The 17,846-nt window shown below is 74.3% G+C and carries 12 protein-coding genes; 3 read left to right on the top strand and 9 right to left on the bottom strand.

Translation table 11 applies throughout. The annotated features are described in order from the left end of the window. Positions 1-4,569, top strand: a 4,569-nt coding sequence (locus E1193_RS10890) for a permease (protein WP_132182776.1), incomplete at its 5' end; no start/stop codon positions are given. A gap of 166 nt (positions 4,570-4,735) precedes the next feature. Here the strand turns inward: E1193_RS10890 and purE are convergent. The 6 genes from purE to mca all read right to left on the bottom strand — a co-directional run bounded on the left by purE (position 4,736) and on the right by mca (position 12,607). Beyond that, complete coding sequence (purE, locus tag E1193_RS10885; RefSeq protein WP_132182774.1) at positions 4,736-5,227, bottom strand: 5-(carboxyamino)imidazole ribonucleotide mutase; 492 nt, start codon at positions 5,225-5,227, stop codon at positions 4,736-4,738. 41 nt (positions 5,228-5,268) lie between these two features. Then, positions 5,269-6,429, bottom strand: coding sequence for a 5-(carboxyamino)imidazole ribonucleotide synthase (locus E1193_RS10880; protein WP_132182772.1), 1,161 nt, complete (start codon positions 6,427-6,429; stop codon positions 5,269-5,271). Between the two features lie 95 nt (positions 6,430-6,524). After that, positions 6,525-8,618: a thioredoxin domain-containing protein gene (locus tag E1193_RS10875; protein WP_132182770.1), complete on the bottom strand. Its 2,094-nt coding sequence runs from the start codon at positions 8,616-8,618 to the stop codon at positions 6,525-6,527. A gap of 56 nt (positions 8,619-8,674) precedes the next feature. After that, on the bottom strand, positions 8,675-11,137 hold the full coding sequence (locus tag E1193_RS10870) for a bifunctional diguanylate cyclase/phosphodiesterase (protein WP_243707487.1): 2,463 nt from the start codon (positions 11,135-11,137) through the stop codon (positions 8,675-8,677). A gap of 248 nt (positions 11,138-11,385) precedes the next feature. Beyond that, positions 11,386-11,679 (bottom strand): hypothetical protein, encoded by a 294-nt coding sequence (locus tag E1193_RS10865; protein WP_132182766.1) that lies wholly within the window; start codon positions 11,677-11,679, stop codon positions 11,386-11,388. A gap of 46 nt (positions 11,680-11,725) precedes the next feature. Beyond that, complete coding sequence (gene mca / locus E1193_RS10860; RefSeq protein ID WP_132182764.1) at positions 11,726-12,607, bottom strand: mycothiol conjugate amidase Mca; 882 nt, start codon at positions 12,605-12,607, stop codon at positions 11,726-11,728. 134 nt (positions 12,608-12,741) lie between these two features. On the opposite strand from mca, the gene E1193_RS10855 reads away from it, so the two are divergent. Next, a complete protein-coding gene (locus E1193_RS10855; RefSeq protein ID WP_132182762.1) occupies positions 12,742-13,176 on the top strand; it encodes a DUF4307 domain-containing protein in 435 nt (144 codons plus the stop codon). A 143-nt stretch (positions 13,177-13,319) separates the two neighbouring features. Further along, positions 13,320-13,820, top strand: a complete 501-nt coding sequence (gene greA / locus E1193_RS10850; RefSeq protein ID WP_132182760.1) for a transcription elongation factor GreA — start codon at positions 13,320-13,322, stop codon at positions 13,818-13,820. Between the two features lie 70 nt (positions 13,821-13,890). On the opposite strand, the gene ilvA is transcribed toward greA, so the two are convergent. The 3 genes from ilvA to E1193_RS10835 all read right to left on the bottom strand — a co-directional run bounded on the left by ilvA (position 13,891) and on the right by E1193_RS10835 (position 17,781). Beyond that, positions 13,891-15,111: a threonine ammonia-lyase gene (gene ilvA / locus E1193_RS10845; protein ID WP_132182758.1), complete on the bottom strand. Its 1,221-nt coding sequence runs from the start codon at positions 15,109-15,111 to the stop codon at positions 13,891-13,893. Positions 15,112-15,212: 101 nt separating this feature from the next. Then, complete coding sequence (locus E1193_RS10840; RefSeq protein ID WP_132182756.1) at positions 15,213-16,622, bottom strand: amidase family protein; 1,410 nt, start codon at positions 16,620-16,622, stop codon at positions 15,213-15,215. Positions 16,623-16,638: 16 nt separating this feature from the next. Continuing rightward, positions 16,639-17,781, bottom strand: coding sequence for a cystathionine gamma-synthase (locus E1193_RS10835; protein WP_132182754.1), 1,143 nt, complete (start codon positions 17,779-17,781; stop codon positions 16,639-16,641). Positions 17,782-17,846 lie beyond the last annotated feature (65 nt).

Here is a 17,846-nt window from a genome sequence, read left to right as displayed (position 1 = left end):
CTCTTGGAGATCGCCCCACCACCCCCGCCGCCGCGGGCCACCGCCATCTGGTTGGACGCGGACGACCCGGAGCACCCGCCCGAGGCGTCCTCCCGGGAGGTGCAGAACATCCCGCTCGGGCTCGGCGCGCTGCTGCTCGCGGTCGCCGCGGTGGTCTTCGCCGTCGTCGCCACCAGCTCGATGGACGCCCTGGCCCGGCTGGGCATCCTGCTCGTCGCCACCGTGCTGATGCTGCTCGCCCCGCCCGTGCTGGCCCGCCGGGGGCTCACCTCCACCGCCGAGACCATCGCCACGGTCGGCCTGCTGCTGGTGCCGCTCGCCGGGTACGCACTCTGGACGGTGGACCGGATCGGCAACGGGCGCGCCTCCGGCGCGGTCTACTCCGGCCTGATCTTCGCGGTCACCGCCGGCGTCGCCCTCGGGTACGCCCGGGGCACCGGCCTGCGGGCGCCCCGCTTCGCGGCCGTGCTGGCCGCACAACCGGTGGTGCCGCTGCTGGCGTACGAGCGCATCACCGGCCCCGGTGGGTGGGCGCTGGTGCTGACCGTGGTCGCCGTGCTCGACCTCTGGCTGGCCCGCTCCGGGCTGCTCCTGGAAGGTCCCGTGCGCCGCGACCCTTCACCGGCCGCCCCCGCCGCGCCGGTGCCGCCCCGGCAGCGCGCCTCCGGCGACGCCCGGCCGGAGGCCACGCCCGAGGAGTCCGGGGAGGTGTTCGGCGGGGCCGCCGTGCCGGCACCCCCCGAGGAGGCGGCCCGGCCGGTGCCGGGGCTGCCGCAGCTGACCTGGCTGCTGCACGGCGCGGCAGTGGCGCTGGCGCTGGCGTACTCGGTCACCGCCCTGCTGCGGGCGAACACCGTGCCGACGGCCGTGGTGGCCGGCGCGGCGCTGCTGCTCGCCGCGGCGGTGGCCCTGGCCGGCACCCTGACCGTACGCCGGGCCCCGATGCCCGACGTGGGCGCCGGCATCGTCACCCTGGCCGTGATCGGGGCGCTGAGCCGGATCGCCTCGGTCGCCTTCCCCGACCGGGCGCTGCTGCTGATCGCCGGGGTCATCACGCTCACCGGGCTGGCCGTCCGGGCGGTGCCGGAGGCGGCCCGACGCGGGCCACAGTTCGCCTCGGCGGCGGCGCTGACAGTCAGCGGCGTGGTAGTCGCCGGAGGCGCCCTGCGGGCCGGTCTGGCCCCGGTCCGCGCCGCGCTGCCGCCCTGGTCGGCCGACCTGGACCGGTACCCTGCGGAACTGGCCGCAGCGGTCGGCCCGACGGCCTGGCAGCTCGCTGCCAGCGCACTGCTGCTGACCGTCGCGGCGGTGCTGGCCCTGCCACCGGAGATCCGCCGGGAGTTCGCCGTGGTCGGTGCCGGGCTGACCGCGCTCGCCGTGCCCGCCTCGCTCAGCCTCGGCTGGGCGGCGGCGCCCTGGCCGATGGTGCTCACCGCGATCGGCATCGGGGTGCTCGGCCTCTCCGCCGTCACCGAGCGGGCTGCCCTGGCTCACGCCGTCACCGCGGCCGTCGTGGGAGGCGCCGGCGCCGGCGCCGCCCTCAGCCGACCGGCGCTGACCGCGGCGGTGCTGGCCGTGCTCATGCTGGCCGGGGTGCTGATCGCGTTCGCGCCCCGGGTACGGATCACCCCGGCCGCCGACACGCTCTCCGGCTGGGCGGCCGGTGGGGCGGCGTTCGCGCTCCCCGGCGCGGTGGCCGCCTTCGTCGCCGCCACCGAGCCGGCCAGTCCCGCACCGACTCCGGCGGCGCTGCGGGAACTGACCGTCCCGATCCTCGCCGCGGGTTTCCTGGCCGCTTGCGTGACCCTCGGGTACGCGGCGATGGTGCAGGTCTCCCAGCGGCACCTCGCCCCGCCGCACGCGGTCGGCACCGGCCTCGGCGCGCTCGCCGTGGTCGGCGCGGCTTTCTTCGCGCCGGGGCGGACCGCCGCCGACGCCTGGGTTGGCGGGCTGCTGCTCATCGCGACCCTGCTGCTGCTCTTCGCCCCCAACATCGACGCGGGCCGCCGGTCGGACGCCAGTCTGGACGGCGCCGACCTGGCCGCCGCCGCGGTCACCGCGACGCTGATCGCCACCCTGGCCCGGATCGCCGCGGTGATCTCGCCGGGCGGGCAACTGGTGGTGGCCGCCGGCCTGGTACTGGTGGTCGCCGTCGCCGCCCGGGCGATGCCGGAGGAGTGGCGGCGCGGTCCGGTGGCCGGCATCGCCGTCGGCGGGGTGCTGATCGGTCTGATCGCCGGCTGGTCGGCGCTGCGCGGCGGGTGGGGGGTGCTCGCCACACCGGGGCCGATCTGGGCCGGTGACCTGACAAGCTGGCCGGCCGCCCCCACCGGCGGCTCCACCTGGCAGGCCCCGGTGGCGCTGGCGCTGCTCGGTACCGCCGCCGCGATCCTGCTCCCGCCGCCGTGGAAGTACGACGTGGCCGGCGTCGCCGCCGTGCTGGCCACCATCGGCACACCCGCCGCGTTCGACCTGCCGTGGTGGTCGCCGGTGCTGGCGGGCCTGACCGTGGCCACCGTGTTCGGGATGGCTGCGGCGGCCACCCTCGATCCGCGCGGGGCGCTGTCCCGGGCCACCGTGGCCGGCGTCGTCGCGCTGCACGCGGCCGGGGCCGGTCTGGTCCGCCCGTGGACCACCGCGCTGGCGCTGGGCGGCATCGCGCTCATCGGCCTGGTCGTGGCCGGCCTGGCCCGGACGCTGGCGTCGTCCCTGGTGGAGGACGTCGAGACCGACGGGATGCCGCCGCATCTGGTGCAGATCGGGGGCGCCGCGACGGGCGCCGCCCTGCTGGCGCTGCCCGGGACGGTCGCCGCCCTGGCCGCCGGGTCCGGCCACCCGGCCCAGGTGGTGCTGACCGCCGCGCTGGCCGCGTCCAGCATCGGGCTGGCCGCGGTGGCGGCGGTCCGCCGGCAGGTGCCGCAGTTCCTGCCGTTCGCCAGCGCGGCGATCGCCGGAGGAGCGACGATCAGCGCGTTGGCCGCCATCGTCGTCCGCCTTCCCTCCGGGGTGTACGCCGCCGCGGCGGCGCTGCTCGGGGTGCTCGCCGAGCTGGTCCGGGCGGCCACCGTGCCGCCGGTCGGCTCGGCCCAGCCGGTCCGCCGCTGGACGGTGCTGCTGGACGGCGCGCTGCGCCGGCTGCCCGACGACGGCTCGCGTCGCCGCTGGCGGGTCAGCCCAGCCGCCGGGGCGCTCGCCGCGGCGGCGCTGCCGACCCTGTTGGCGCTGGCCTCCCTGGCGCCGCTGCTCTACGTCGCGCTGGTGGAACCGCACCGGATGCTCTCCCGGGTATGGCAGGGCCCTCCCCCGGAACTGCTCACCCCGCCGCCGGCGGCGGTCGACCCGACGCACGTGCTCACCGCGCTGCTGCTCACCGTCACCGCGGCGCTGGCCGCCACCGGGCTCAGCGGCGGCCGGCGTTCCCGGGCCGTGCCGGTGGTGCTGCCCGGTCTCGCGGTGACCCTGCTGATCACGCCGACCGCTCTCGGCCACGGCTGGCCGGAGAGCGCACTGGCCGCGCTCGCCGTGTTCACCATCTCGATGCTCGGGCTCGCGCTGACCCCGCCGCCGCCGCTGGTCGAGCGGGCCCGGTCGGTGCGGGTCGCCCGCGTGCTGGTCTTCGTGATCGGGTTGACCGCCGGCGGCGCCGGGCTGGCCGGCAGCCTCGGCACCCAAGGGCTGACCCTGTTCACCCTGGGCGGCGCGGTGGGCGTCGGCACGGTCGCGGCGCTCTTCGGCACCACCCAGCGGGCCCGCATCCTGGGGTGGCTCTTCGCCTCGCTGATGGCGCAACTGTTCGTGCTCACCCTCGGTCTGGTGGCCGGTTTCGCCGCCGTCTGGTCGGCGTTCGGGGTGCTGGCGGTCGGTGCGGCGTTGCAGGTGTTCGCCGCCACCCTGCCCCGGCTGCGCCGGCCCGAGGCGCACCGCGAGGCCGCCACCGTGGAGTGGAGCGGGTACGCCGCGGCGCTGATCGCCCTGGCGTTGGCCTTCGACTCGCCGCGGCACATCGCCGCCCTGCTCGCCGCCTGGGGTGCCGTGCTCGGGGTCGCGGCCACCCGGCCCGGGCGGCGCCCGGTGGAACGGCGGATCCTGTTCTGGTCGGTGGTGGCCTGCGAGATCATCGCCTGGTGGATCCTGATGCGGGTCGCCGACGTGGCGCTGCCCGAGGCTTACACGCTTCCGTTCGCCGCCCTCGCGCTGCTGGTGGGAGTGCTCGAACTGCGGCACCGGGCGGACCTGTCCAGCTGGGTGGCGTACGGGCCGGCGCTGGTCACCGCGTTCGTGCCGACCCTGGCGATCGTGCTGGCCACCGACTCCAGCACGCTGCGGCAGGTGCTGCTGCTGCTCGGCGCGGTGGCTGTGCTGATCTTCGGGTCGATCAGCCAGCAGCAGGCGCCGGTGATCATCGGTGCCGCGGTGACCGCGATCGCGGCCGTCCACGCCCTGTTCAGCCTCGGCCCGTGGCTGGTGCTGATCCCGGTCGGGCTGGTGCTGCTGGTGTTGGGGGCGAGCAACGAACGTCGCCGTCGTGCCCAGGAGCGCCTACAGACCGCACTGCGCGGCATGCGCTGACCGCCGCGCATGATCGCCGCCCACCGGCCACCGACCACCGACCACCGACCATGATCGTCTCCGATTGCGGCGTGTTGCGGTGTCCGCCGGCGGGGGCACCGCGACACGCCGCAAAGCGTGTTGATCAAGCCGGTGCGACCACGGGCGGCGGCTCAGGCGGGGCCGCTCAGGCGAGGGAGGCGCGGAGTGCGGCGTCCTTCTCCGCCACCAACTTCTCCAGGCTCGCCTGGTAGTCGGTCATCCGCGTGCGCAGCGCCGGGTCACTCGCGGCCAGGATGCGCACGGCGAGCAGTCCGGCGTTACGGGCATTGCCGATCGACACCGTGGCGACCGGCACGCCGGCCGGCATCTGCACGATGGAGAGCAGCGAATCCATCCCGTCGAGGTGCTTGAGCGGCACCGGTACGCCGATCACCGGCAGCGGGGTGACCGAAGCGATCATGCCCGGCAGATGGGCGGCGCCGCCGGCCCCGGCGATGATCACCCTGACGCCCCGGTCGGCGGCGGCGCGACCGTACTCGATCATCTTGATCGGGGTGCGGTGTGCGGAGACCACGCCGACCTCGTACGGCAACTCGAACTCGTCCAGCGCCTCGGCGGCAGCCTTCATCGTCGGCCAGTCCGAGTCGCTGCCCATGATCAGCCCGACGGTGCTCACGCTGCCCTGCCTCTCGTCCCGGTGGAGCGGGGCCGGCGGCCTCACTCGTGCCCCTCGCGCAGCCAGCGGGCGGCTCGCGCGGCCCGTGTCCGTACCTCGTCCAGGTCGTCGCCGAGCACGGTGACGTGCCCGATCTTTCGGCCAGGGCGCACCTGCTTGCCGTACAGGTGGACCTTGGCGCCCGGCTCGGCGGCGAAGAGATGGTGCAGCCGCTCGTCGATGGACATCCCGCCCGGCTCGCCACCGAGCACGTTCGCCATCACCACGACCGGCGCGGTCAACGAGGTGTCCCCCATCGGATAGTCGAGCACGGCCCGCAGATGCTGCTCGAACTGCGAGGTCCGGGCCCCCTCGATGGTCCAGTGCCCCGAGTTGTGCGGTCGCATGGCCAGCTCGTTGACCACCAGCCCGGAGGGCGTGTCGAACAGCTCCACCGCCAGCACACCGACCACGCCGAGCGCGGTCGCCAGGTCGATGGCGAGCTGCTGGGCGGCGACCGCCAGGTCCTCGGGCAGGTCGGGCGCGGGCGCGAGCACCTCGACGCAGATTCCGTCCCGTTGCACGGTCTCCACCACCGGGTACGCGGCGACCTGCCCGAACGGGGAACGGGCCACCTGCACGGCCAACTCCCGGCGCAGGGTCACCCGCTCCTCGACGATCAGCCGGCTTCCGCCGGCGAGCAGCGTCGCGGCCAGCTCGGCGGCCTCACCGGCGTCGGCGACCATCCAGACGCCCCGGCCGTCGTACCCGCCCCGGGCCGTCTTGAGCACCACCGGCCAACCGTGCTCCGCACCGAAGGCGACGAGGTCGGCCGGTGCGCTGACCGAACCCCAGGCCGGGTTGGGGGCGCCCAGGGCGGTGAGGCGTTCCCGCATGACCTGCTTGTCCTGGGCGTGCAGCAACGCGTCGGCGGGCGGGAAGAGCTTGACCCCCTCGGCGGCGAGGGTGCGGATGTGCTCCGTCGGGACGTGCTCGTGGTCGAAGGTGACCACGTCACAGCCCTTGGCGAAGGTGCGCAGCGCGGCGAGATCGGTGTGGTCGCCATGCTGGACGTCGGCGGCGACCAGGGCGGCGCCGTCATCCGGGGCGAGCGCCAGTACACGCAACGACTGGCCGAGGGCGATGGCGGCCTGGTGGGTCATCCGGGCCAACTGGCCTCCGCCCACCATGCCGACGACAGGCAGACCGGTACGGGAATCCATAGCGCTGCCAGCCTATCGGGACGGCGGACGGCCACCGCCCCGAGGGCCGGGGCGACCCGCCGCCCCCGGGGAGCGACCGGCGGGGAGCGGGCGGCTCAGGTCAGCTGGGCGACCAGGTCGTCGACGGAGGTCACCGGCCGCTGGCAGACGAAACCCCGGCAGACGTACGCGGTGGGTCGCCCGTCCACCGGCGGCCGGTCCGCCAGCAGCGGCACCCCCGGCAGGCCGGACGGGCCGGCCACCAGCACCGCCCCCGGCGGGGCGTGCCGCGTTGCCGCGGCGACCAGCGGGTCGCCCTCCGGGTCGTCGGTGACCACCGCGATCTCGTACGGCCCGGAGAGCAGTGCCTCGCCCACCGTCGCCGCGTACCCGGTGAACCGGGCGTGCCGCCCGACGATCGGCGCGACCGTGGCCAACGCGCGCTCGGCCGCCTCCCGGTACCGGGTCTCTCCGGTCAGCGCGGCGTACGCCACCAGGGCCGCCATGATCGCCGAACGGCCGGACGGGGTGGCGTTGTCGGTCGGGTCGGCCGGCCGGGCGACCAGCCGCTCGGCGTCGTCGGCGGTGTCGTGGAAGCCGCCGTCCGGAGCGGCGAAGCGGGCCAGCGCGGTGTCGAGCAACCCACCGGCCAGCTCCAGCCAGCGTCCCTCACCGGTGAGCTGGTGCATCGCGCAGAACGCCTCAGCCACGCAGCCGTAGTCCTCCAGCACCCCGGCCGGCTCGCCGACCACCTTGTCGCGGGACGCCCGGCGAAGCCGCCCGTCGACGACGTGCACGGCGGCCAGGTGCCCGGCGGCCTCCCGCATCGCCCCGTCGGCGACGATGGTGACGCCCTCCATCAGGTTCGCGTCCTCGTCGTCGGTTGTGGCGTACGCGGCGGCGACCCGGAGGAACTCGGCGATCGCGGTGATCGCCAGGCCGTTCCAGGCGGCCACCACCTTGTCGTCCCGGGCCGGCTGGGGCCGGGCGTCCCGGGCGGCCAGCAGCCGTCCGACGACGTCCCGCCAGCGGGCCCGGATCTGCGGGTCGGCGTCGTCGACGTCGCGGGCGAGCCGCAGCACGCTCGCGCCGTGTTCGACGCCCCTCCTTCCGTCCGGAGTGCCGTCTTGCGGCGCGGAGGCGGAATGAGAGGCGAAGGTGCCGGACTCGGTGACCTCGAAGAGGTCCGCGGCCCAGCGGCCGTCCTCCTCGCCCAGCACCTCGACCAGCTGGGCCGGAGTCCAGGCGTAGGTGAGCCCCTCGACGCCCTCGGTGTCGGCGTCCAACGCCGACGCGAACCCCTCCCCCGGCTTGTGTAGCTCGTCGGCGAGGAAACGGGCGGTGTCCCGGGCCACCCGGCGGGCCAGCCGGTCGCCGGTGAGCCGCCAGAGCTGGGTGTAGAAGCGCAGCAGCAGGGCGTTGTCGTAGAGCATCTTCTCGAAGTGCGGCACCGTCCAGTGGCCGTCCACCGAGTAGCGCGCGAAACCGCCGGCGAGCTGGTCGTGGATGCCGCCCCGGGCCATCGCCTCGGCGGTGTGCCGGGCGATCTCCAGGCTGCGGGCCGAGCCGGTGCGCTGGTGGTGCCGGAGCAGGAAGAGCAGGTTCATGTGCGGCGGGAACTTCGGGGCGTCACCGAACCCGCCGTTCGTCTCGTCGTACTCCCGGGCGAGCTGGTCGGCGGCGGCGTCGAGCAGCTCGGCGGTGAGCGGGGCGGTGGGCCCGCCGACGGCCTGGGCGCCGCCGATCGCCTCGACCACGGCGGCGCCCTGGCGCAGCACCGCCTCGCGCTGGTCGCGCCAGGCGGCGGCGACCGACTGGAGCAGCCGGACGAAGTTCGGTCGCGGGAAGTAGGTGCCACAGAAGAACGGGGTGCCGTCCGGGGTGGCGAAGACCGTCATCGGCCAGCCGCCCTGCCCGGTCATCGCCTGGGTGGCGGTCATGTAGACGGCGTCGACGTCGGGCCGCTCCTCACGGTCCACCTTGATCGCCACGAAGTCGTCGTTGACCAGCGCCCCGACCTGCTCGTTCTCGAACGACTCGTGGGCCATCACGTGACACCAGTGGCAGGCCGCGTAGCCCACGGAGATGAGCACCGGCACGTCCCGCCGCTTCGCCTCGGCGAAGGCCTCCGGACACCACGGCCACCAGTCGACCGGGTTGTCGGCGTGTTGGAGCAGGTACGGCGAGGTGGCGTCCGCGAGTCGGTTCACCCGACGACCATATCCACCCTGCGGGGCCCCGGCCCGCCGGTCGGTCGACGGCCGGTTCAGGAGGCCCCGTCGGCACGGAGCCGGAACACGTTCGACTCGGCCGAGTCGCGCAACGACCCGAGCACCGCGCCGATCTTGTCCGCCGGCATCGGCTTGAAGAAGTGGTAGCCCTGGGCGGCGGTGCAGCCCAGCTCGGCCAGGGCGAGCCGCTGCTCGGCGGTCTCCACCCCCTCGGCGACCACCCGCAGCCCCAACTCGTGGGCGAGCCCCACGGTGGTCCGGACGATCGCCGCCGCCTCCGGGGAGTCGACCATCCGGATCACGAACGAGCGGTCGACCTTCAGCTCGTCCACCGCGATCCGGGTGAGGAAGGTCAGCGACGAGAAACCGGTGCCGAAGTCGTCCACGGCGAGTTGCACGCCCATGGCCCGCAGGGTGGCCAGCACCTCGTCGATCACCTCCAGCTCGCTCATCACCACCGTCTCGGTGATCTCCAGGACGAGCCGGTGCGGCGGCACCTGGTGCCGGCGCAGCGCGTCGGCGATCTCGGCCGGCAGCCGGGGGTCGAGCAGGCTGCGCGCCGACAGGTTCACCGAGATCGGCACGTCCAGCCCCTCGCGCGCCCAACCGGCCGCCACCGCGAGTGCCTTGTCCAGCACGTACCGGGTGAAGGCGCCGAGCTGCTCGCTGTTCTCCACCGGGCGGATGAAGTCGACCGGGCCGAGCCAGCCACGCCGCGGGTGCCGCCAGCGGATCAGGGCCTCCACCCCGGTCGGGGCGCCGGTGGCGAGGTCGACCGCCGGTTGCAGGGCCAACACCAGCTGGTCGTCGGCCTGCAGCGCCTCCCGCAGTTCCGCGAGCAGCGCCAACTGGTCGGTGCTCGCGGCGTCCCGGGAACTGTCGTACACGGCGACGCTGCCACCGCCCTCCTTGGCCTGGTACATGGCGATGTCGGCGCGGCGAAGCAACTCGGTCAGATCGGCGGTGCCGGCACCGGCCACCACCACCCCGACCGAGACCTCGATCGACATCCGCACCCCGGCCACCTCGGTGGGCGCGGCCAACCGCTCGGCGATCTCCCGGGCCTGGCGCAGCGCGTACGCCATCGGCGCCGCCCGGTCGCCGACGATCGGGACCGACGTCAGCAGCAGGGCGTACTCGTCCCCGCCGAGGCGACCCAGCAGGTCGCCGGGGCGGGTGAGGGCACCCAGCCGGTTGGCGGTGAGCCGCAGCAGCTGGTCGCCGGCGGCGTGCCCGAGGGTGTCGTTGACCTCTTTGAACTGGTCGATGTCCAGCAGCAGCAGCGCGACGGGGTGGTCGTGGGCGAGCTGCCGCAGTGCCTGGTCGCCCTTGCTGAGCATGGCCGCCCGGTTGACCAGCCCGGTCAGCGCGTCGTGCACCGCCTCGTACGACGACCGCGCGCTGACCAGCCGCAGCTCCCGGTGGGTCGCGGCGTCGTGCAGCGCGGCGGCCAACGCGTCGGAGAAGGCAGCGACCGCGTCCCGCTCCCGGTGGCTCGGCGGCGCCGAGGCGGAGAACCGGACCCGCAGCTCGCCGACCAGGGTGTCGCCGACGGTGAGCGGACGGACCAGCTCGTGCTCCCCGGCGGTCGACGGGCCGGGTGGTCCCACCTCCCGGTCGCACACCTGACCGCAGGCGTCCGCGCGGTAGCGGCGCCACCGGCCGTCGCCCCGGGCCACGTCGACATTGACCAGCTCGGCGCCGAAGAGGCGCAGCGCGCCGGTCACCGCGGCGGTAGCCACCCCCCGCTCGTCGAGCTGGTTGAGGGCGGCGGTCGCCTCGGCGAACGCCCGCCAGTCGCGCCGTTCCCGGTCGGCGCGGAGCCGGTGCCGGTAGGTCTGTTGGAGCAGCCAGAGCGGGGGCGGCAGGAGCAGCAACCAGCGGGCGTCGACCTCCAGCAGCGCCACCACGGCGAGGCCGACGGCGACGTTGCCGACGAACATCAGCAGCTTGCCGCGGAGCGCGGCGAGGATCGGCGGCCCGATCGCCAGCCCGTTGCGCAGGGCCAGGGTGGCCCCGCCGAGCCAGACGGTGGCCAGCAGGTAGGTGACCGCGCCGGCGACCTGGGCGAGCGCGAGCGCGGGGGTGGGCACGGCCAGCAGCGGCGCGCCGAACGCGGTGGCGACCGTGACCGCCAGCGCCGTGGCGACGGTCAGCGAGGCCGCGATGCGCAGCACCTCTACCGGTTGTCGCCGGTCGACGAGAAGCGACATGGCACCCCAGGCCAGGGCGGTGCCGAGCAGCGCGGCGGCGGGCAGCCACCCGGCCGGGGCGAGGTACAGGCAGACGATCAGGGCCGCTTCGCCCCAGGTGATGCTGACCGTGCCGGTCTCGGTGCGGAACCGGAGCCGGGCCAGTTGGGCAACGGCGAACACCGCGACGGCGATGCCGAAGCGGGCGGGTCGGGTGAGCGGGTCATCCGGCGGCAGGGTGGCGGGAACGGTCAGGCCGGCCCCGACCGCCGCCAGGGCGGTGAGCGTGACGGCGGCGACGAGCAGGAGCACCCGCGGCGACGCGCCGAGCGGGTCGGGCCGGTCGTGCTGATCGCCGACCCTGCCGGAGTTCACCGGCCCACTCCGTCCACCCACGCCCGGACGGCGCACGGGACGGACGCTGCTGCCACGGTCATGGCGCCCCCTCCCGCGCGCGGCCAAGGGACCACGAGGTCCCCCCGGCGGAAGGCTAAGCCAATCCGGGTGACCGCAACAGGGGTCGACGGCCCGGATCGGCGTGAATCACCCTCCGGTCAGCTGTTGCGGCCCTGTTGGTGGCCGGTGGGCTCGTTCGGACGTGATTCCTGCGTGGTCGTCCCGTCCGTCGGATCCACGACGGACGTGTCAAGCCGGCCGGGTTCGGCCGCCTCGGCGTGGTCGGGGAACCGGTCCGGCAGTCGGCGCAGCCGGGAGTTCATGTTGCGGATCAACAGAATGGTGGCGGCGGACAGCAGCAGGATGAGGAACAGGCCCATGGGCCCGGCCAGGCCACCCGTGCGGGTGTCACCGAAGTTGTTCGCCGCGAGCACCTGGGCAGCGGTCAGCATGGTGTTCTCCGATGTGCGGTGGGGATTCAGCGTAGCCCGGCGCCGGTCAGCGGGCGTGGGCCGTCTCGCGTACCCCGGCGAAGAGGTCCGACTCGGGCAGCGGGCTGTCGACCAGCGAGCGGACGAGTTGGAAGTCCTCCGTGGGCCAGGCGCGCCGCTGGAGATCCATCGGCACGTGGAACCAGAAACCGTCCGGATCGATCTGGGTGGCGTGGGCGCGCAGCGCGTCGTCCCGGACCGGGAAGTACTCCGCGCACTCCACCCGGGTGGTGATCCGGGGGCCCTTGTCCGGGCGGTCCTCCCAGTGCTTGAGCCACTCGCCGTAGGGCGACTCCAGGCCGGCCTCGATCATGGCCTCGTGCAGGGCGATGATCTTGCCCTTGGAGAAGCCGATGTCGTAGTAGAGCTTCAGCGGCTGCCAGGGCTCGCCGAGATCGGGGTAGCGCGCCGCGTCACCGGCCGCGTCGAACGCGGCCACGCTGATCTTGTGGGTCATGATGTGGTCGGGGTGCGGGTAGCCACCCTCCTCGTCGTACGTGGTGACCACGTGCGGGCGGAACTCGCGCATGAGCCGCACCAGCGGGCCGGCGGCGACGTCGACATCCTGCAGTGCGAAGCAGCCCTCGGGCAGCGGCGGCAGCGGGTCGCCCTCGGGCAGCCCCGAGTCGACGAAGCCGAGCCATGCCTGATCGACGCCGAGGACGGCCCGGGCGGCGTCCATCTCGGCGCGGCGGATCTCGGCGATGTTGGCCCAGACGTCGGGCCGGTCCATCTTCGGGTTGAGCACGCTGCCGCGTTCGCCGCCGGTGCACGTCACGACCAGGACGTCCACGCCCTCGGCGACGTACTTAGCGGTGGTCGCGGCGCCCTTGCTGGACTCGTCGTCCGGGTGCGCGTGCACGGCCATGAGGCGCAGCTGCTCTGCCAACTGGGGCGCTCCTCGTCTGTGTCACCGGCGAGCCCCGGCGGTGGACCTGTCATCCTTGACCGGGAACGGTGCGGAAATGGAACCCTGCCATTCTTGCCGATGCCACCGACAACGACGTCAGGAGACAGCCACCGGTGACCGAGACGCACACCACAGTTCCGCCGGGCGCGCCGGTGTTCCCGCCGGGCCGGTACGGACGCCGCCGGGAACCCGGCCGCCGCCGGCCGGTGCTGGTGGGGGTGCTGGTGGCCGCCCTGGCGGGCGTGCTGGTCCTGGCCGCCACCCAGCTCTACGCCCGCTACGGCGACCCGAACTACGACGCCCAGATGATCACCTACGCCGAGGTCACCGACACCGGGGTACGGGTCGACTTCCGGGTGACGGTGCCGGCGGGCGGATCAGCGGTCTGCCTGCTGCGTGCCCGCTCGCACGACGGCGCCGAGGTGGGCCGCGTCGAGGTGCCGGTCGCCGCCGCGCCGGGCGAGCGGCACCTCAACGTCCGGCACCGGATCGCCACCACCGCCCGTCCGTTCATCGGTGAGGTGCTCCGCTGTCGACCCGCCGGATGAGCGCCCCTCAACAGGGTTGACGTCCGAGGTTGCCCGGTTCGCACGGCTTGTCCTGTGGTGATCGAAGACCCGCGGGTGTGTGCCGCGCTGGTAACTTGGTAACTCACCTGTCAGCCAGTCCGCACAACCGAGGAGAACGCCCTGTGTCCACGAACGGCAAAGAGGCGCCCGCCACCTGGCTGTCCCAGGACGCGTACGACCGCCTCCAGGCCGAGCTCGACGAGCTGATCGCCAACCGGCCGGTCATCGCCGCCGAGATCAACGCCCGGCGCGAGGAAGGTGACCTGCGGGAGAACGGTGGCTACCACGCCGCCCGCGAGGAGCAGGGCAAGGCCGAGGGACGCATCCTCTACCTCAAGGAACTGCTCCGCACCGCCCAGGTCGGCGAGGCGCCGACCGCCGACGCGGTGGCTCCGGGCATGGTCGTGACGATCTACTTCGACGACGACACCGACGACACCGAGACGTTCCTGCTCGGCTCGCGCGAGGTCGCCTCCACCACCGACCTGACCGTCTACAGCCCCGAGTCGGCGCTCGGCAGGGCGATCCTGGGTGGTCGCGCCGGCCAGGCCTGCACCTACACGGCGCCCAGCGGCGCCGACATCAAGGTGACAATCGTCAGCTTCGAGCCCTTCACCGGCTGAGGCAGAGCCCGCCGGGTCTTCGCGGCCCGGCGGGGACATCGCGTACGCCGAGACGTGGTGCCGTCGGGTGTCACGCCTCGGGCGCGAAGACCACCTGGTAGCCGCTGGCCCGAAGCGCGCTGATCAGCGTGTCGGAGTGTTCGACGCCCCGGGTCTCCACCGACAACGCCACCTCGACCTCGCCCAGCCGCAGGTGCGGGTTGGCTCGCTGGTGCTCCACGTCCACCACGTTCGCCCGGTGCTCGGCGATCTCGGCGAGCAGCGCGGCGAGCTGGCCGGGCCGGTCCGGGCACCGGACGGACACCCGCAGGTACCGTCCGGCGGCGGCCAGACCGTGCTCGATCACCCGCATCATCAGCAGCGGGTCGATGTTGCCGCCGGAGAGCACCGCGACCACCGGGGTCGTCACCTCGACCGCCCCGGCCAGCAGGGCGGCCACGCCGACCGCGCCGGCCGGCTCCACCACCTGCTTGCCCCGCTCCAGCAGCATCAGCAGCGCACGCGAGATGTCCTCCTCGGAGACCGTGACGATCTCGTCGACGAGCGTCCGGACGTGGTCGAACGTGATCTCGCCGGGCCGGCCGACGGCTATGCCGTCGGCGATGGTGGAGAACGCCGGCAGGCGTACCGGCGCACCGGCCCGCAACGAGAGCGGGAAGGCGGCGGCGCTCGCCGCCTGGACCCCGACCACCCGCACGTCGGGGCGCAACGCCTTGGCCGTCACCGCGATCCCCGAGATCAGACCACCGCCGCCGACCCCGGTCACGATGGTCCGCACCTCCGGGCACTGTTCGAGGATCTCAAGCGCCACCGTGCCCTGGCCGGCGATCACGTCGCGGTGGTCGAACGGGTGGATCAGCACCGCCCCGGTCCGCTCGGCGAAGGCCTGCGCCACCACCAGCGACTCGTCGACGGTGTTGCCGGCCAGCTCGACCTGCGCGCCGTACCCCTTGGTGGCGGCCACCTTCGGCAGCGGCGCGTTGACCGGCATGAAGACCGTGGCATCGGTGCCGACCAGCCCGGCGGCGAGCGCCACCCCCTGGGCGTGGTTGCCGGCGCTCGCGGCGACCACCCCACGGGCCCGCTCGTCGGCCGACAGCCGCGAGATCCGCACGTACGCGCCCCGCACCTTGTACGACCCGGCGCGCTGCACGTTCTCGCACTTGAGCCAGACCGGGCCACCCAGCGCGGCGCTCAGCGGCCGGGACGGTTCCAGCGGGGTGGTCCGGGTGACGCCGGCGAGCAGTTCCCGCGCGGCCCGTACGTCGGCGAGACCGACCAGTTCCGTCATGCCCCGATCGTGCCACCCGCCTGCGGAAACGCCGTCCCCGCACCGACCGGCGCCGGCGTGGTCAGCTCAGCCGGGCGCGGCATAGGGCAGAAACCGGACGATCATGCGGCGGTCGGCGAGGCCGAGCCGACGCGCGGGTAGCCGGGGGCGTGCCGGACCCAGGGGGCCTGCATCTCGAACTGCCCCGCCACGCCGAGCAGCAGCAGCTCCGAGCCGGGCGGGCCGATGAGCTGGACGGCGACCGGCAGCCCTTCCGGACGCCGGCCCACCGGCACCACGATCGACGGCAGGCCGGCGATGTTCCACGGCGCGGCGTACGGCGCGTACCGGATGTTGGCCTTCATGTTCGCCAGCCACGACCGGCTCGACCAGTCGGTGGCCTCCGGCGGCAGCCCGGCCAGCGCCGGGGTGAGCAGCAGGTCCACCGAGTGGTCGGCGAAGAAGCCGATGGATCGTTCCCGCCAGGCGGCCCGCTCGGCCTCCCGCACGTACCCCCGGCGCTGTGCCCACTCGCCCAGCGCGACGTGCCGGCGGCTGCGCCGCTGGAGGTGGCGCGGCGACACGCCGGCGGCACGCACGTCGGCGGCGGCCGCGGCGAGCCAGGTGACGATGCCCTGGAGGCCGAGTGCCGTCGGGTAGACCGGGTCGGCGGGGACGGTGTCGTGCCCGGCGGCGGCCAGCAGCCGGCCGGCGGAGGCGACCGCGTCCCGGTTCGACGCGTCCGGAGAGACGCCCCGCACCGGGGAACGCAGCGACACGCCCACCCGCAGCCGTGGCGGCGGGACCAGCTTCTCCTGGGGGCGGCCGGCGAGCACCTGGAATCCGACGGCGGCGTCGGCGACGGTGGTGGTGAGCATGCCGTGCTCGGTGAGGCCGAACCAGTCCTCCGCGCCGAGCTGGCACGGCACGACACCCCGGCCCGGCTTGAGGCCGACCAGGCCGCAGCAGGCCGCCGGGATACGGATCGAGCCGAGACCGTCGTTGCCGTGCGCGATCGGCACCAGCCCGGCGGCCACCGCGGCGGCTGCCCCTCCCGAGGAGCCACCCGGGGTCCGGCGAAGATCCCACGGGTTGCGGGTGATCGCCGACTCGTCGTCGGTGATCCCCCAGAGGCCGAGCTCCGGCATCCGGGTCACCCCGAGGATCACCGCGCCCGCGCCGCGCAGCCGGCGCACCACCTCGTGGTCGGCCTCGGCGACGCCGGTACGCACCGCCGCCGACCCGTTCCAGGTCGGCAGGCCGGCGACGGCGGTGTTCTCCTTGACCGCGACGGGAACACCGGCCAGCGGCAGGTTGGCCAGATCCTCCTGCTCGTCGACCTTCTCCGCCTCGGTGACCGCCTCCCCGCCCCGGACCACGCGGAACGCAGCCAACTCGGCGTCGGCCCGGTCGACGTGGTCCAGGTGGTCGGCGACGACCTGGGTGGCGGAGACGTCGCCCCGCCGTACGCCCCGGGCGATCTGCTTGGCGGTCGCCCCCACCCAGGTCGGCATGATGTCCTGCACGGCCACCCTCCCCAGCCCGCGGTCAGCCCAGCGCCTGCTCCAGATCGGCGAGCAGATCGTCGACCGTCTCGATGCCGACAGACAGTCGCACGAGATCGCCGGGAACTTCAAGCGGCGAGCCGGCAACACTTGCGTGTGTCATCCGGCCCGGATGCTCGATCAGGGACTCCACCCCGCCGAGCGACTCGGCGAGCACGAACAGCTTGGCCCGGTTGCAGATCCCCACCGCGTGCTCCTCGCCGCCGGTGACCCGGAACGAGATCATGCCGCCGAACCGGCGCATCTGCTTGGCGGCAACCTCGTGGCCCGGGTGCGCGGGCAGGCCGGGGTAGAGGACCTGGGCGACCTTCGGGTGCCCCTCCAGGTACGCGGCGATCCGTTCGGCGTTGTCGCAGTGCCGGTCCATGCGTACCCCGAGGGTCTTGACGCCGCGCAGGGTCAGCCAGGCGTCGAACGGGCCGTTGACCGCGCCCATCGCGTTCTGGTGGTAACGCAGCTCGTCGCCGAGGCCGGCGTCGGCCACGACCAGCGCGCCGCCGACCACGTCCGAGTGGCCGCCGACGTACTTGGTGGTGGAGTGGACCACCACGTCCGCGCCGTGCGCGATCGGCTGCTGCAGGTACGGCGAGGCGAAGGTGTTGTCGACCACCAGCAGCGCTCCGGCGTCGTGCGCCACGGCGGCGAGGGTGGCGATGTCGGCGATGCCGAGCAGCGGGTTCGTCGGCGTCTCCACCCAGACGATCCTCGTGCTGCCGGGCCGGATCACGGCCCGCACGGCGTCCGGGTCGGAGACCTTCGCCGGGGTGTACGCCAACCCCCACCGCTCGGCGACCCGGGCGAAGAGCCGGTACGTGCCGCCGTACGCGTCGTCCGGGATGACCACGTGGTCGCCCGGCGCGCATACGGCGCGCAGCAGGGTGTCCTCGGCGGCCAGGCCGCTGGCGAAGGCCAGCCCCACCCGGCCGCCCTCCAGCGCGGCCAGGCACTCCTGCAACGCGTCGCGGGTGGGGTTGCCGGAGCGGCTGTACTCGTAACCCTGCCGGGGTGCGCCAACGGCGTCCTGGGCGTAGGTGCTGGTCTGGTAGATCGGTGGGATCACCGCGCCGGTGCGGGCCTCGGGGTCCTGGCCGGCGTGGATGGCGAGCGTCTCGAAGCCGTGGTTCATGACGGGAACGTTAGTCCTACCCGGCGTCCCAGTCGGTGGAACCCGGGCGCGGGTCGCATCCACAC

The organism is Micromonospora sp. KC606, from assembly GCF_004348675.1.
Classification (GTDB): Bacteria; Actinomycetota; Actinomycetes; order Mycobacteriales; family Micromonosporaceae; genus Micromonospora.
This window is presented reverse-complemented; position numbering and strand designations above follow the sequence as displayed.